General features: G+C 72.2%; 12 protein-coding genes. 3 read left to right on the forward strand and 9 right to left on the reverse strand.

Translation table 11 applies throughout. From position 1 onward, the window contains the following. Window positions 1–222 precede the first annotated feature (222 nt). From ABD330_RS26565 to ABD330_RS26575, 3 genes are all read right to left on the reverse strand, one after another. The gene (locus tag ABD330_RS26565) at window positions 223–3,789 is read right to left on the reverse strand and encodes an Rne/Rng family ribonuclease (RefSeq protein WP_344468533.1); all 3,567 of its coding nucleotides are present in this window, start codon (window positions 3,787–3,789) and stop codon (window positions 223–225) included. Between the two features lie 489 nt (window positions 3,790–4,278). Continuing rightward, window positions 4,279–5,043, reverse strand: coding sequence for a TIGR03936 family radical SAM-associated protein (locus ABD330_RS26570; RefSeq protein ID WP_344468534.1), 765 nt, complete (start codon window positions 5,041–5,043; stop codon window positions 4,279–4,281). Window positions 5,044–5,196: 153 nt separating this feature from the next. Beyond that, window positions 5,197–6,315 (reverse strand): hypothetical protein, encoded by a 1,119-nt coding sequence (locus ABD330_RS26575; protein WP_344468535.1) that lies wholly within the window; start codon window positions 6,313–6,315, stop codon window positions 5,197–5,199. Between the two features lie 440 nt (window positions 6,316–6,755). Between ABD330_RS26575 and ABD330_RS26580 the strand changes: the two genes are divergently transcribed. Next, a complete protein-coding gene (locus ABD330_RS26580; protein WP_344468536.1) occupies window positions 6,756–8,426 on the forward strand; it encodes a recombinase family protein in 1,671 nt (556 codons plus the stop codon). Between the two features lie 181 nt (window positions 8,427–8,607). Here ABD330_RS26580 and ABD330_RS26585 read toward each other — a convergent pair whose 3' ends face one another. Genes ABD330_RS26585 through ABD330_RS26610 form a run of 6 tightly spaced genes read right to left on the reverse strand, consistent with a single transcriptional unit; the run spans window position 8,608 to window position 12,320 of the window. Then, window positions 8,608–10,068, reverse strand: coding sequence for a replication initiator (locus ABD330_RS26585; protein ID WP_344468537.1), 1,461 nt, complete (start codon window positions 10,066–10,068; stop codon window positions 8,608–8,610). Beyond that, window positions 10,065–10,217 carry a hypothetical protein gene (locus tag ABD330_RS26590; protein ID WP_344468538.1) on the reverse strand — a complete coding sequence of 51 codons (153 nt, stop codon included), beginning with the start codon at window positions 10,215–10,217 and terminating at the stop codon, window positions 10,065–10,067. The genes ABD330_RS26585 and ABD330_RS26590 overlap by 4 nt, the downstream gene beginning before the upstream one ends. A gap of 15 nt (window positions 10,218–10,232) precedes the next feature. After that, window positions 10,233–10,424: a hypothetical protein gene (locus ABD330_RS26595; RefSeq protein ID WP_344468539.1), complete on the reverse strand. Its 192-nt coding sequence runs from the start codon at window positions 10,422–10,424 to the stop codon at window positions 10,233–10,235. Continuing rightward, complete coding sequence (locus ABD330_RS26600; protein ID WP_344468540.1) at window positions 10,421–11,743, reverse strand: FtsK/SpoIIIE domain-containing protein; 1,323 nt, start codon at window positions 11,741–11,743, stop codon at window positions 10,421–10,423. Before ABD330_RS26600 ends, ABD330_RS26595 begins: the two co-directional genes overlap by 4 nt. Beyond that, a complete protein-coding gene (locus tag ABD330_RS26605) occupies window positions 11,743–11,949 on the reverse strand; it encodes a hypothetical protein (RefSeq protein ID WP_344468541.1) in 207 nt (68 codons plus the stop codon). Before ABD330_RS26605 ends, ABD330_RS26600 begins: the two co-directional genes overlap by 1 nt. Continuing rightward, the gene (locus ABD330_RS26610; protein WP_344468542.1) at window positions 11,946–12,320 is read right to left on the reverse strand and encodes an SCO3933 family regulatory protein; all 375 of its coding nucleotides are present in this window, start codon (window positions 12,318–12,320) and stop codon (window positions 11,946–11,948) included. Before ABD330_RS26610 ends, ABD330_RS26605 begins: the two co-directional genes overlap by 4 nt. A gap of 254 nt (window positions 12,321–12,574) precedes the next feature. Here ABD330_RS26610 and ABD330_RS26615 point away from each other — a divergent pair, with 254 nt between their 5' ends. Together ABD330_RS26615 and ABD330_RS26620 are read left to right on the forward strand one after the other, a co-directional pair. After that, window positions 12,575–13,366 (forward strand): GntR family transcriptional regulator, encoded by a 792-nt coding sequence (locus ABD330_RS26615; protein ID WP_344468543.1) that lies wholly within the window; start codon window positions 12,575–12,577, stop codon window positions 13,364–13,366. A 258-nt stretch (window positions 13,367–13,624) separates the two neighbouring features. Next, window positions 13,625–13,756: a hypothetical protein gene (locus ABD330_RS26620; RefSeq protein WP_344468544.1), complete on the forward strand. Its 132-nt coding sequence runs from the start codon at window positions 13,625–13,627 to the stop codon at window positions 13,754–13,756. Window positions 13,757–14,215 lie beyond the last annotated feature (459 nt).

Below are 14,215 nucleotides of genomic sequence, written 5' to 3' on the forward strand. Positions count from 1 at the left end.
TACCTGCTTTCCTTGCTCGGTCGGAACTCTCGATGCCAGCCGCTGGGTACGGACACAGCGGCCTCCCCCAGCCTGAGCCGTACGGCCCGGACCGGGAGGTGATGTGCTCGGGAGCATGGCGTAGACACGCCGAATGTCAAGAATACGGACCAGCCGCCTCAGGGGCAAACCGGCACCGTACGACCCGGGGGCGGGCAGCTGCCCGCCCCCCGGGTAACGGGCTTACTCAGCCGCCGAATCACCCTCGGCGGCCGCGGCCTTCTTGGCCGCCGCGCTCGTCCGCTTGGTGGCGGTCTTGCGGGCGGTGGTCTTCTTGGCCGCTGCCGTGGTCTTGGCGGCGGCGGTCTTCTTCGCGGCGGCCTTGCGCGGGGCACGCTTCTTCGGCGCGGGCGCCTCGGCCTCCGGCTCGGCCTCGACGGCGGCCTCGGCCACCGGCTCCGCCTCGACCACGGGCTCCGCCACGATCTCGGCCACCGGCTCGGTCACGGCCTCCGCGACCGGCTCGGCTGCGGCCTCGGCCGCGGCACGCTCGTCGGCGGCGTCCAGGGCGGCCTTCACGGCGGCCTCGGCACGGGCCTGGAGCACCACGATCTCGGCCTCACCGGGCGAACCGGCAGGCGCGGTCGCCTTGCGCACCGCACGGCGGCGCACCCGGCCACCGGCGGCCGGAGCGGCCACCGGCTCGACCGGAGCGGCCTGCGCCTCGGGCGCGGCCGGAGCCGCCGCCGGCTCGGCGACCGGCTCCGCGACCGGCTCGGTGACGACGATCTGGAGCGGCTCGCCGTTCGAAACGATCTCGAACTCCTCGTGCTCCTCCTCGTCGTGCCCGTGCTCCTCGTGCTCGTCCAGCTCCTCGACCGGCTGCGCGGCGTGCAGCTCCTCGCCGGCCGCCCCGCCCTTGCCCCGGCGGCGGCGCTTGCCGCCCGAGATCTGCTCGCCCGACGTGCCCACCGAGCCGCCGCCACCACCGAGGGCGGTCGGCTGCTCCATGTGCACGATCACGCCACGGCCGTTGCAGTGCACGCAGCTCTCGGAGAACGACTCCAGCAGGCCCTGGCCGACCCGCTTGCGGGTCATCTGCACCAGGCCCAGCGAGGTGACCTCGGCCACCTGGTGCTTGGTCCGGTCCCGGCCCAGGCACTCCAGCAGACGGCGCAGCACCAGGTCCCGGTTGGACTCCAGCACCATGTCGATGAAGTCGATCACGATGATGCCGCCGAGGTCGCGCAGCCGCAGCTGGCGCACGATCTCCTCGGCCGCCTCGATGTTGTTCCGGGTGACGGTCTCTTCGAGGTTGCCGCCCTGGCCGACGAACTTGCCGGTGTTGACGTCGACCACGACCATCGCCTCGGTCCGGTCGATGACCAGCGAACCGCCGCTCGGCAGCCAGACCTTGCGGTCCAGCGCCTTCATCAGCTGCTCGTCGATGCGGTACGTGGCGAACACGTCCACGTCGGAGGTCCACCGCTGCAGGCGCTCGCCCAGGTCGGGGGCCACCCCGCCGACGTACTCGTGGATGGTGTTCCACGCCACGTCGCCGGAGACGATGACCTTGGTGAAGTCCTCGTTGAAGATGTCGCGGACGACCCGGACGGTCATGTCCGGCTCGCCGTAGAGCAGCGCCGGGGCGTTGCCGGAGGCGGCCTTCTTCTGGATCTCCTCCCACTGCGCCTGGAGGCGCTGCACGTCACGCGTCAGCTCGTCCTCGCTGGCGCCCTCGGCGGCGGTGCGCACGATGACGCCCGCGTCCTCGGGAACGATCTTCTTGAGGATCTGCTTCAGGCGGGCGCGCTCGTTCTCGGGCAGCTTGCGCGAGATGCCGGTCATCGAGCCCTCGGGCACGTAGACCAGGTAGCGGCCGGGCAGCGAGATCTGGCTGGTCAGGCGGGCGCCCTTGTGGCCGATCGGGTCCTTGGAGACCTGCACCAGCACGGACTGGCCGGACTTCAGCACCGACTCGATCCGGCGCGGGCCGCCGTGGCCGCCCAGCGCGCCGAAGTTGACCTCACCGGCGTACAGCACCGCGTTGCGGCCCTTGCCGATGTCGACGAAGGCGGCCTCCATCGACGGCAGCACGTTCTGGACCTTGCCCAGGTACACATTGCCGACGTACGAGGTGGCCTGCTCCTTGTTGACGTAGTGCTCGACGAGCACGCCGTCCTCCAGGACGCCGATCTGGGTGCGCTCGCCGTTCTGGCGGACGACCATCACGCGCTCGACCGACTCGCGGCGGGCCAGGAACTCGGCCTCGGTGATGATCGGCACCCGGCGGCGGCCCAGCTCGCGGCCCTCGCGGCGGCGCTGCTTCTTCGCCTCCAGACGGGTCGAGCCCTTGATGGACTGCACCTCGTCCGGGTCGAAGGACGGCTCGGTGGAGCGGCGGCGCGGCTCGCGGACCTTGACCACGGTACGGACGCCGTCCTCGGTGGTCTCGGCGGCCACCTCGACACCGGCGGACTCACCGCTGCGGCGACGGCGGCGACGACGACGGCGCGAAGACGCCAGGCCACCGGCCAGGTCGTCCTCCTCGTCCTCCTCGTCGGCCTCGACCGGCTCCTCGACAGCCTGCTCGGCCTCGACGGGCGCCTCGGCCTCGAACTCCTCGGCCTCACCACGACGGCGGCGACGGCCACCCCGGCGACGGCGGCGGGACGGACGGTCGTCCTCCCAGTCGCCCTCGGCCTCGGGGCCGGTGGTGACGACGGCGGTGGGCTCCTCGGCGGCCTCCGGCTCGGCGACCGGCGGGGCCGGCGGCGCGACGACGGCGGGGGCGGCCTGCGGCGCCACCGGCTGGGCAGCAGCCGTCTGCGGGGCGGTGGCCCGGCGCGAACGCTTGGCCGGCTCCTTGGCCGCGGCGGCCTCGGCGCGGTTGGTCGGCTGCACCCGGACGGGCTGGCGGCCGGTACGACGACGACGGCCGACGCCGCTGTACTCGAACTCGTCCTCGGGCTCGGACGCGGCGGCGACCGGGGCCTGGACCGGCGCGGCCTGGGCGGCCGGAGCCGTCCGGGCGGCCGACTGCGGCGCTGCGAACGGGGCGGCGGCGGCCGGAGCGGCCGGAGCCGTGAACGGAGCCGGCTCCTGGAAGACCGGGGCCTGGAAGACCGCGGTGGACGGCCGGACGGCGCGACGGCGGGCCCGGGGCGCCGGAGCGTCCTCGACGACCGGTGCGGGCGCGGGCTCGGCGGCCGGCGCGGGCTGCGGCTCCTCGGCCACGGCCTCGGGCTCCTCCTCCGGGGTCTCCTCGACCACGACGGGAGCGGGCTCGACCACGCGGCGCGAGCGGCGGGCCCGGCGGGCCGGCGCCTCCTCGGCGGCGGGGGCCTCCTCGGCCACCGGCGCCGCCGGAGCCTCGGGTGCGGCCTCGGCGCTCTCCGGCGCACCGGCCGGGGACTCGGCGCGCTTACGGGTACGGCGGGCCCGGACCGGCTTCTCGGCAACCGGCTCGGCCGGCGCCTCGACGACGGGCGCCTCGACGGTCGGCGCGGGGACGGCGGCCGGGGTCACGACGACCTCGGCGCTCTCCGGCGCACCGGCCGGGGACTCGGCGCGCTTACGGGCACGACGGGCCCGGACCGGCTTCTCGGCCGGAGCCTCGACGGCGGGCGCCGCCTCGGTGGTGATGGCCTCGGCGGGCACCACGGTCTCCGCCGCCTCGGCGGCCGCGCCCTGCGGCGTGCCGGCCGGGCGGGAGACCGCCCGGCGACGACGGCGCGGCGGTGCGGCCCCGTCGGAATCAGCGGTGGTGGCCGGTGCCGCAGCCTGCTGCGGTTCGGTGTTCTCGAGCATGCGGGTGGATCTCCCGTCAGGCCCCCGGGCTCCGCATCCGGGCACGGCGCGGCACCTGTGTTCCGGTCGGCCGCGAGAGTTCGCGGGCCGACTTCCACGGTGTCGCCGTGCGGACGCGAGGCCGCACAGGGGCTCGTAGTCTCGCTCGGCGCCCCGCACGGTGCGGGGTGTCGAAAGTCTTCTGGTTCTCGACCAGTTCTTCTAAGTTTTCAAAGCCGGGCCGTCCCCCGAACCGGATGGCTTCCGGCGGGCCCCTCTGCCCCAGCCTCACGGCTGAGCGGGGCCCTCAACCCGATGACGGGCAAGGAGGGCGGATTCCTCGGGCCCACCGACCATCCGGGCCGGCGGGCCACAAGGAGACGGCCTGCGTTCGACGGCGCTCGCTCCCCTGGGGAGCCGCGGGGGCCTGGAGAGCCGGCGGCCCGGAGTGGCTCCGGGCCTGGCTCGCCTCCCACTAGGCGGACGCAGGTGCGCGCGGCCCGGCGGCCGCTAGAGGCCGGCCGGGGCCGCGGCGCGGTCGAGCGCCAGCGGGTCGGTCACCGTGCCGGACTCCTCGTCGAGCGGCCCCTGCGCCAGCCTGGTCACCTCAGCGGGGACCGGCGGCGCCAGGTCGGCCGTTGCACGGAGACCGGACAAAACGTCGTCGGGTCGTACGGCGGGTGTGACGTGTCGTACTACCAGCCGCAGTATCGCACAGGGATTGCCCGAACGAACATCGGCGGCACGTTCCGTACCGGTGTCGTTACCGTCACCGACCTGCGGCGGGAGGAGTTCCATGGCCGCCACGGCGGACCGGGCGTCGAATACCCGCAGGCCGTTCTTGGTCTGGCGCTTCACCTCGACCTGCTCGGCGGCGAGGAACGCGGCCACCGCACGGGCGGCGTCGGCGGGCTCCACATCGGCCAGCCGGACCAGCCACTCCGAGGCTTCGAGGCGCTCGACGAAGTTCGGGGTACGAACCTCGACGGCCTCGATGATGTCCAGGCCGACCGGCATCGACTCGTCGAGCTGCGCGCGCAGCGCCTCCGGGTCGCGGAACTCGGCGAGGCCGATCTCCAGGTACTCGGCCTCGCTGGCCACCCCGGTGGGGGCGGCGTTGGCGTACGAGACCTTGGGGTGCGGGGTGAACCCCGCCGAATAGGCCATCGGGACGGCCGAGCGGCGCAGCGCGCGCTCAAGGGCCCGCTGGAAGTCGCGGTGGCTGGTGAAGCGCAGACGGCCCCGCTTGGTGTAGCGCAGACGGATGCGCTGCACCGTCGGTGCGGGAGGCGGGCCGTCAGGCGTGCGGCGTGCCAGAGTCACTCAGTCCTTCGTCCGTGGCCGCGCCCGGCCGGCGCGTACTGGCTCTGGCCGGACTCTGTCAGGACAAGGGTACGCGCCCCGCCCGGCGGATCGTGCCGCACCCGGTCAGCGCAGCAGCGCCCGGCGCACCTCGCGGACGGTCTCACGGACCGTGTCGGCCGTGGTCCGCCAGGCCCGGCGCACCTCGGCCCGGACCGGCCACCACACCTCGCGCCGCACCCAGCGGCAGGGCCGCAGCACCAGGAACCGCCACAACCGCCCGCCGAGGCGCCAGGCCCGGACGACCAGCCGCCCGAGCCATCCCAGCGGACGCAGCACCAGGCGTTCCAGCAGCCACCCCAGAGCCCGCAGCACCGGCCGCAGCAGGTAGCGCCAGAGACCCCCGGCCAGCCGGGCCGCCGCCCGCCCGCCCGGGACCAGGACGTACCGCACCAGGGCCAGCACCGGGCGCACCACCAGGTACCGCAGCACCCGGGGCACCGCCGCCCGGACCAGTGCGAGCAGCCGGGCCACCCCGCGCCCGGTCGCGGACAGCCCGCCGGCCACCCCCCGGCCCAGCGGCCGCAGCACCCACCGGTAGAGCCGCACGGCAAGGCCGGGCAGCAGCGTCTCCAGCAGCCACCCCTGGGCCCGGTCCAGCAGATCGACGACGGCGGCCAGAACCAGCCCGACCGGACGCAGCAGGTAACGGACGGCCCACCGCAGCGGCACCAGCAGCAGCCGCCCGGCCAGCGGCCCGCCCGCACGCGCGGCGGCGGCCAGCAACCGGGCCGACGGCACGAGCAGGGCGCGGTACAGCCGGCTCAGCGGGAGCACCAGCAGGACGCCGATCAGCCAACCGAGCACCTCGCCCAGCCCGGCCGCACCGGCCTCGATGCCCCGCTTGCCCCAGCGGACCAGCACGGCCGCCAGCCGGAGCAGCCACAGCAACCCGCGCAGCGCCTGCCCGGCCACCCGGGCGAGCAGCCGGGCGAGCACCCGGGCGGCGGCACGGGCGGCGGCCGCCGACGCCCGGCCGACCGGTCGCAGGACATGCCGGTGGAGCCTCCCGAGCGGCCACCCCACCAGGGCGTACAGAGCCAGCCGGACGGCCCGGTCCAGCACCCGCCCTGTCCTGGCGGCCAGCCGTCGCACCGGCGCCAGCACCGCCAGCAGCAGCTCCCAGGCGAACCGCAGCGGCACCACGACCAGCACCGCGACGATCCGCGCGGGCACCCGCACCACGGCGACCAGGCATCCGCCGGCCTGCTCCTCGGCGCCCGGCCCGGCCGTCCGCCGGTCGTCTGTCGGGCCATCGGATCTCGGACCTTCGGGTCTCGGACCTTCGGCTGGGCGCATCACGGACTCCCCCGGGCGGTACCGCCGCCGGTCGGTCGAACGACCCCGGCTCGGCGAGCCGACGGGTCTTCAGTTCGACCGGCCGGGCGACGGTTTCGAAAGCGCGATCGTAGTGCAGGACACCGACGCCGCAGGCCACCCCCCGGCGGGCTCCGCACCTCCGGACACGGCAAACGCCCCCCTCGCAGGCGAGGGGGGCGTCCGGTGCCTGGCTTACTTGACGACCGTCAGCGGCAGCAACTTCACGCCGGTGGGGCCGATTTGGATGGAGGTGTCCATCTGCGGACAGATAGACACAGCTCGAAATCCATCCCTACGCTCTGCACATGGGCAATCGCAGGGGGCGAACGCGCTCCGCAGCAGCACGTGAGCAGTACTCCGTCGAGACGGAGTGGACCGAGGCCGACCTGGCCTTGTTGGAGGAGCTGAAGAGGAGAGAGGAGCTGCTGCCGGCGGACGCGCCACGGGGCCTCATCTCGGTACGGCTGTCCGTGCTCACCGAAGACACCACCTCGCCGGTGCGCCAGGAACTGGACCTCCGCATCCTGGCCCTTGAGCACGGCATCCGGGTGGCGGGTGTCGCGAGCGACCTGAACGTGTCCGCCACGAAGGTCCCGCCGTGGAAGCGCAAGCAGCTCGGCGACTGGCTGAACAACCGGGGGCCGGAGTTCGATGTCCTGCTGTTCTGGAAGATGGACCGGTTCATCAGGCGACTGACCGACCTCAGCACCATGATCGACTGGTGCCTGAAGTACGGGAAGAACCTCATCTCCAAAAACGACACGCTCGACCTCACCACCGCAGTCGGCAAGATCCTGGCGACACTCATCGGCGGCTTGGCCGAGATCGAGGCCACCAACACCAGCACGCGGGTGACCAGCCTCTGGGACTACACGAAGACCCAGTCCGACTGGCTCGTCGGCAAGCCCGCCTTCGGTTACGTCACCAGCGAGGACGAGAAGGGCAACGTCGTCCTGGCCGTCGACGAGGACGCGCACCGGGCACTGCACTGGTGCCGCCAGGCCGCGCAACGAGGTGTCTCTACTCGGCGCATGGCCATCGTGCTCAAGCGCTCGGGGCTGTGCGGCCCTGGACTGACCACCGCCACCCTTCTTCGCCGCCTCAGGAACCCTGCACTCCTGGGCTACCGGGTGGAAGAGGACAAGAACGGCGGGATCCGCCGATCGAAGCTCATCCTCGGACGGGACGGCAAACCGATCCGCGTGGCTCCGCCGATCTTCACGGAGGAGGAGTTCGAGTCCCTGCAAGCGGCGCTGGACCGCAGGTCCAAGAACCAGCCGACCCGTCAGCCGGGTGGCGCAACCAAGTTCCTCGGCGTGCTGATCTGCACCGACTGCAAGAGCAACATGAACGTCCAACACACGGTACGGACGGTGGAGAAGCCGCCGCCTTCGGATACGCCCCCGGGCCAGTCACCCGATGTCGAGGTCTTCCGGTACGCCTATCTCCGATGCCAGAAGTGCCGCAGTGGCGGTCTCGGCGCACCCAACCCGGACGTGATCTACGCCAAGCTCGTTGAGGACGTGCTCTCCGTACTCGGTGATGAGCCGGTCCAGATAAGGGAGTACGCACGCGGCGAGGAGGCCCGGAAGGAGCTGAGGCGCCTTGAGGAGGCCGTGGCCTACTACATGCGCGAACTGGCACCCGGCGGGCGGTTCGCCAAGACCCGGTTCACCCGCGAGCAGGGACAGCAGACGCTGGACAAGCTGATCGCCGATCTTGAGGCGATCGACCCCGAGACCACCCAGGACCGATGGGTGAAGGTCCACAACGGCAAGACCTTCCGCGAGCAGTGGGAGGCCGGCGGTATCGGCGCCATGGGTGCCGATCTACTTCGGGTCGGGATCAAATGCGAAGTGACCAGGACGAAGATCCCCAGGCAGCGTGCGCCCCAGGTCCACCTGAAGCTGATGATTCCGAAGGATGTCAGGGACCGGTTGGTGATCAAGCCTGACGACTTCGCAGATGTGTTCTAGACACCGATGCTCTTCGTGCAGCCCCCAGATCCGTTCGGGGGCTGCACGGCATCGAGGCCACCTGGGCCATAGGGCTCTTCGTTCCCTGCCACGTCCACAATGACGATCTCGCTGCTGACGACCGGTCCGGGACGGCTCACGGCAGACGGCTCCTTCGAGACGACTACGGCAGGGCTCCTGGTCACGGCAACGGCCCGCTGCGGTCATCCCTCGCCAGCTCTTGGCGTGCGATGTCGCGGTTCGTGGCGATGTCTTCGGCGATTCCGGCGGCGATGAGTGCTTCGGCGGGGGTGTGGCCGGTCCCGACGAAGCGCCAGGCGGTTTCGGTGGTGGTGTCGTCGTCCCGGTCGGCGAACAGCTGGCGGGCGCCGACCGAGGTGCGAGCGTGTTCGGCGCGGTCGGCCCGCAGCTGGCCGTAGGTGGTGGAGTAGGCGCGGGTTTTGGTGAGGCAGTGGCCCCGGTAGCCGAGCATGTGCGCCCAAGCCCGCAGCCGCAGGTGCTCCAGCTCCAGCAGGCCGCCGAGCCGCCACGCGGTCGAGATCAGCGCCCGGACGTGCGGGGTGACTTTCAGGTGCCGGATCTCGGTGAGGGAGTCGATGCGCCGGTCAACCGCTCCGGCCGTCTCCACGCTCTTGGAGGTGTACTTGGCGACGTACGCCGCCACCGCTTCATCGGTGATCCGGCCGCCGTCCCCGTCCGTGAGCGGGTGGGCGTCGAGCTGGGTGCCGAAGCGCAACCGGATGTCTCCGTAGGCGGCGGAGTCCGGTGGTGTGAGCGCCACGGCGGCCGCCGCCGACCGGACCGTCTCCAGCAGCAGGTCCGTGGTGGCCCAGGCCGGGGGCTTCGAGGTCGGTCCGTCGGGTCCGTCGAGGCGGATGACGGCGTGGAAGTGGACGGCTCCGCGTTTCTGGTACTCGGCGACCTTGGCGGCCGACACCCTGACCAGGGTGCGGACGGCGGTGCGGCCGACCCCGGCGCGGGCGGCCAGGTGGTGGTACAGGTTGTCCCGGAACGCCTTCCACAGCGCCGGGGCGGCCGAGTTCCACAGCACATGCCCGACGTAGTCGTAGCAGCCGGCGCACAGCGGCTGACCGGTCAGCGCGTCACCGCCCCCGTGATCCCGGCCGCAGCCGCGCCGCCCGCCGTGCTCGCACCTGCCACGCCGCACCGGATGGCACTCGCCCGCACGGTGGACCGGGCCGAACGAGGGGGCGGTGAGGGTGACGAACAGCCGGGGATGCGTGCGCACCGACTCGGGTACGCCCTTGCCACCGGACAGCCCGGCGCGGACCAGGTGGAAGGTGTCCCCGGAGTGCTCGCGGGAGCAGGGCGCGCAGCGGGACGCACGCCGGTTGCGGCAGCGCATGGCCAGGCGGCCGCCGGGTTCGGTGGCGGTGGAGTAGTGCCGCAGGACGTCACCGGTCGCCGTGTCGCGGGTGGTGCTGTGCCCGGCCAGGAAGACGGGGTGGGCGCAGCCGCCGGTGGTGGTGATTTGTTCCAGCCAGCGGGTGAGGTCGGGCATGGCACCGAGGCGGACCAGGTCGCGGTCGAGGTCGGGGAGTGCGCGCAGCCGCGCCTCACGGGTGAGGTGGGCGCGGCGCGCGGTGGGGTCGGTCCAGGGGTTGCCGGGGCTGGGGGTCATGTGGGGTGTCTCCAGGGCAGGTGGGCGCTGTGCCCCGGCCAGGCGAGGCGTTCGGGGGCCGGGCCGGGGGCAGCGTTGAGGTGACGTGGTGCGCGGGGCGCGGGGGTGGTGCTGGTGGTGGTGCGGTCGGTGGTTGTCGCGGGTGTCACGGCGGTCACGTCCTTTCAGTGGGTGTGGGTGAGGCCCTGGGCGAGCCAGGTGACGGCGTAGATGATCGGGTCGGTGTAGTGGGCCCGGTCGAGGTAGATGCCGAGGAGGCCGACCAGCGCGACCTGCCAGGTGCGCAGTTCGCCGGAGCGGATGAGCAGGTAGGTGACGAGCGCCAGGATGAAGATCAGGAGCGCGGCGAGGCTCACAGGTACACCCCTTCCTCGGAATCGGGTTCGGTGCCGGTGTCGGCGGGTTCGGCCAGGCCGGGCCACGAGGGTGCGAGGTGCGCGTACTTGCGGGCCGCGCGGCGGGCCTGGGCGGGGGTGACGTGGACGGAGCGGGCCCGCGTCCACCGGCCGTCGTCGCCTGCGGTGATGGCGACGCCCTGTTCGGCGAGGGTGATCCGCTGGGCTGCGGCCAGGGCGTCCTTGTCGAGGTCGCCGAGTGCCATCTCCGCCGTCCCGGGATCGCTGACCCGGTGGCAGACCCTCCCCGCCAGCTGGGCGCGCAGGGCGGTGACACCGGGGCCGAGGTCGGAGCCGACCCGCTGCCCGGCAATCACCAGATGCACCCCCAGCGCGGCACCGAGCTGCGCCAGCCGCAGCAGGTTGGTGGAGATCTCGCCGACCTCCGCCTTGTCGTCCCTGGTGGCCGTCAGGTAGAGCTCGGCGACCTCGTCCACGATCACGACGATGGGCACCTTGCGGAGCTTGGCGGGCAGTTCCCAGATCGAGCGGGCGCCGGCCGCGCGGCACAGTTCCATCCGCGCCTGCGCCTCCGCCACCAGCTCCCCGAGCAGCCGGGCGGCCTGGGTGCGGTCGGAGGCGAGGGCGGACAGCCGGTCCTCGAACAGGGACAGTTCCATCCCGCCCTTGAGGTCGATCCCGAACAGCGCCACCCGCTGCGGGGCGAGCTGCCGGACGAGGGCGGCGATGAGGGTGGACTTGCCGGAGCGCGTCGCACCGACGACCAGCCAGTGCGGGACCTTCCGGAAGTCGACCACCCACGGCCGGCCGTCCTCCAACAGCCCGACCACCGCCCGCAGGAGCTGCGCGCCGAGGCTGTGCGGGAGGGCGGGGGCGGCGAGCGGGTCCCAGGCGAGCGCCGTCACGGTGACGAAGCCGCGCGCGTCGGAGACCACCCGCAGCGAGTGCACCCGCCACGCGTGGGTGAGGGCGTCGGCGACGGCCATGACGTGCTCGGGGACCTGCCCCGGATGCAGCCGCACCGCCACGCTCAGGCCGCCGTGCCGCAGCTTCGGCATCCCCAGCCGGGGTGGCACCGGCTTCAACGGATCACCCCGGACGACCATCCCGCCGACCATGGCGCGGGCCGGACGCCGGGGCACCGCCAGACCCACGTTCGTGGTGAGGCGCCGCCAGGTCACCAGGATGCGGAACACCGTCTGCGGGTAGCCGAGCAGGCACCACCAGACGTACGGGTAGGACTGGCGCATGGAGGGGGCGGCGATCAGCAGCCCCAGCGCCACGGCGAGCAGGCCCAGCCAGAGAAGCTGAACAGCCATCAGCTCGGCCCCTCGTTCTCGGCGGTGCGGTTGTGGGCGTCGGTGGCCAGGTTCCGGGCCAGCCCGGCCGCCTGGTCCGCCTTGCCGGCGATCTCCTCGAAGAGCAGGGCGCCGGAGTCGTCGGGGTCGAACGGGTCGATGTCGTCGCTCAGGTCGGACAGCGCCCAGAGCAGCGACCGCAGCCGCACCCGGTTCTGCGGGCTCACGCGTCACCGCCCTTACGCCCCGAAGCCGCAGCGGCCGGAGCGGAAGCGGTCGGGGCAGCGGGGGCGGGGGTGATGGAGTCCGCGCGGAACGACAGACCGTGCCGGTCACCCATCGCCCACGAGAACGCCGTCAGGCCCGTCACGGTGACGCGCACGCCCTCGGTGACGCCCGCCGGCTCACCGGACACGCTGATCTCGATCAGCGACGCCCGCCGCTGTTCCTGGCGTACCGCGACGCCGACCGTGTAGACGGTCTGACCGTCCCGGTCCTTCTTGATCTCGCCGGTCTCCCGGTTGGCGATCCGCACCTCCGGGGCGACGATGCAGGTCATCGTGCCGAGCCGGGTTCCGTCCACAGGGATGGACTGCATGATCGGGCACTCTCCTCAGGTCAGCAGAGGACGCATGACGCTTTTCGTCAAACGTACTTACCTTTGCCGTCCTGATGATGCGCTTGCTTGACGCCCGAGCGCAAGCGATTCATGCTTACGTTTGACGCATAGCGTCTGACGACAGACTCTCCACATGCCGCCCGAGCTGGGCAGACGATCACCGACAGCCACTCAAAAAAACAACTCACACGAAGCGGGCCATCCCCCGGCGCCCGCACCAAGGGGCCACAGCCATGGCGATCATCCGCAACGAAGCACTCCACAAGCAGGTGGCGACAGCGATGCGCCAGTCCATCGCCTCAGGCGAGTGGCCCCCCGGCAGCCAACTCCCCACCGAGACCGATCTCGCCGAGCTCTACGGCGTCTCCCGCCCCACCGTCCGTCAAGCCGTCGCCGTCCTACGCAGCGAAGGCCAGCTCGACGTGAGGCAGGGCCGGGGCACCTTCGTCCGCCCCACCGCCCTCGGACCCACCCACACCATCGAACGCACCATCACCCAGCACGGCACCCTCTACCAGACCCCCGCCGACGCGTGGTTCGACGGCGCCGAGGAACCCGCCGTGTTCCGAACACGCACCGACGCCGTCACCGGCCCGCTCCTCGGCCTGGACCCCGAAGAACTCCTCATCGGCGCCGACCGCCTGATCACCGACCCCGCCGGCCCCGGCCGCGCCCTCCACCGCCAGTGGCTTCCCATGGAGCGGATCGAGGGCACACCTCTCATCAAGACCCCCGGCGTCACCCCGGCCAAGGCGTATGCCGTACTGGCCGCCGCAGGCCACGACCTCGCCTGGCGCGAGCAGGTCAACGCCCGCATCCCCCAGCCCGACGAACGCGAAGCCCTCCGACTGTCCGAGGCCGCCGTCCTGTTGGTCGTCCACCGCATCACTTACGACCGGGCCGACCACCGGGCGCTCATGCTCGAAGAGACCCGCCTCTCCGCCGAAGCTGCCGCCCTCAGCTACACCATCGAGGCCGGACCGACGCACGCTGCCCGCACCCGCCGCGCCGGCACCGCCCAATAAGCACGCTACGACCCTCAACCGGCCCCGTGGCGGCGAGTACGCTTCCCCTCGGCCAGACAGCTACTCAATTGACAGGCGGGGAAAGCAATGCACGCGCATGCGGGGGATTGGGCGGAGATCGGTGGTGGCTTCCTACTGGCCCTTCTCGGACTCTCGGCCATGCTGAGATCCCAGCCGGAGGCTCAAACCGGGGTGGCCTTCAAGCTCCACAGACTGCGCTTCGTCCTCACATGTATGGGGCTGGGCATACTGGCGGTCATGCTTCCCGACTCCTTTGGCGCACCGCTTCCGGCAAAACTGCCCATCATGCTTGCCGGCTTCGGACTGGTCCTTACCTCAGGTCTCCTGGCACTTCCCGTCATCAAGGAAGAAGTGCGCCGCAGGACCTGAGTCCACCTGCCCGTCAGAGCCCGTCAGGGTGGCGACGGGCCGACGGGACACCCAGACCATCCTCGTAACGGACGATGGCTGGGCGCGCTTCGCGTGCGGCGCCGTACACAGGGCGCATGCCGTAGGGAGCAGCAGCGTTACTGAGTCTCGGGTGGTGACAGCGGAGACGGAAAGGCGAAGAAGCGTGGTTGCTGTCGCAGATGGCTGATCCACATCCGCCTCACCGGCCGCTCTCCGCCACGTGCATTGGGGTGGCCCACTATGGCTGACCTCTCAAGCCGGGGCTGTCGCACATCTTCTTCACTTACTCAAGGCTCGCTGCGCTCGCGGCGCTCGCCGCCCCGCTCGCCGTCGCTCCTGTCTTCGCCCCGCTCCCGGCGGCGACCGGCAGCGCCAGAGCTGGCGGCCAGAAGTGGCAGAGGTACTAGACCCGCCGTGGCCGGGGGCGGGCGGCTCCAC

Source organism: Kitasatospora kazusensis (assembly GCF_039529945.1).
Lineage (GTDB): Bacteria > Actinomycetota > Actinomycetes > Streptomycetales > Streptomycetaceae > Kitasatospora > Kitasatospora kazusensis.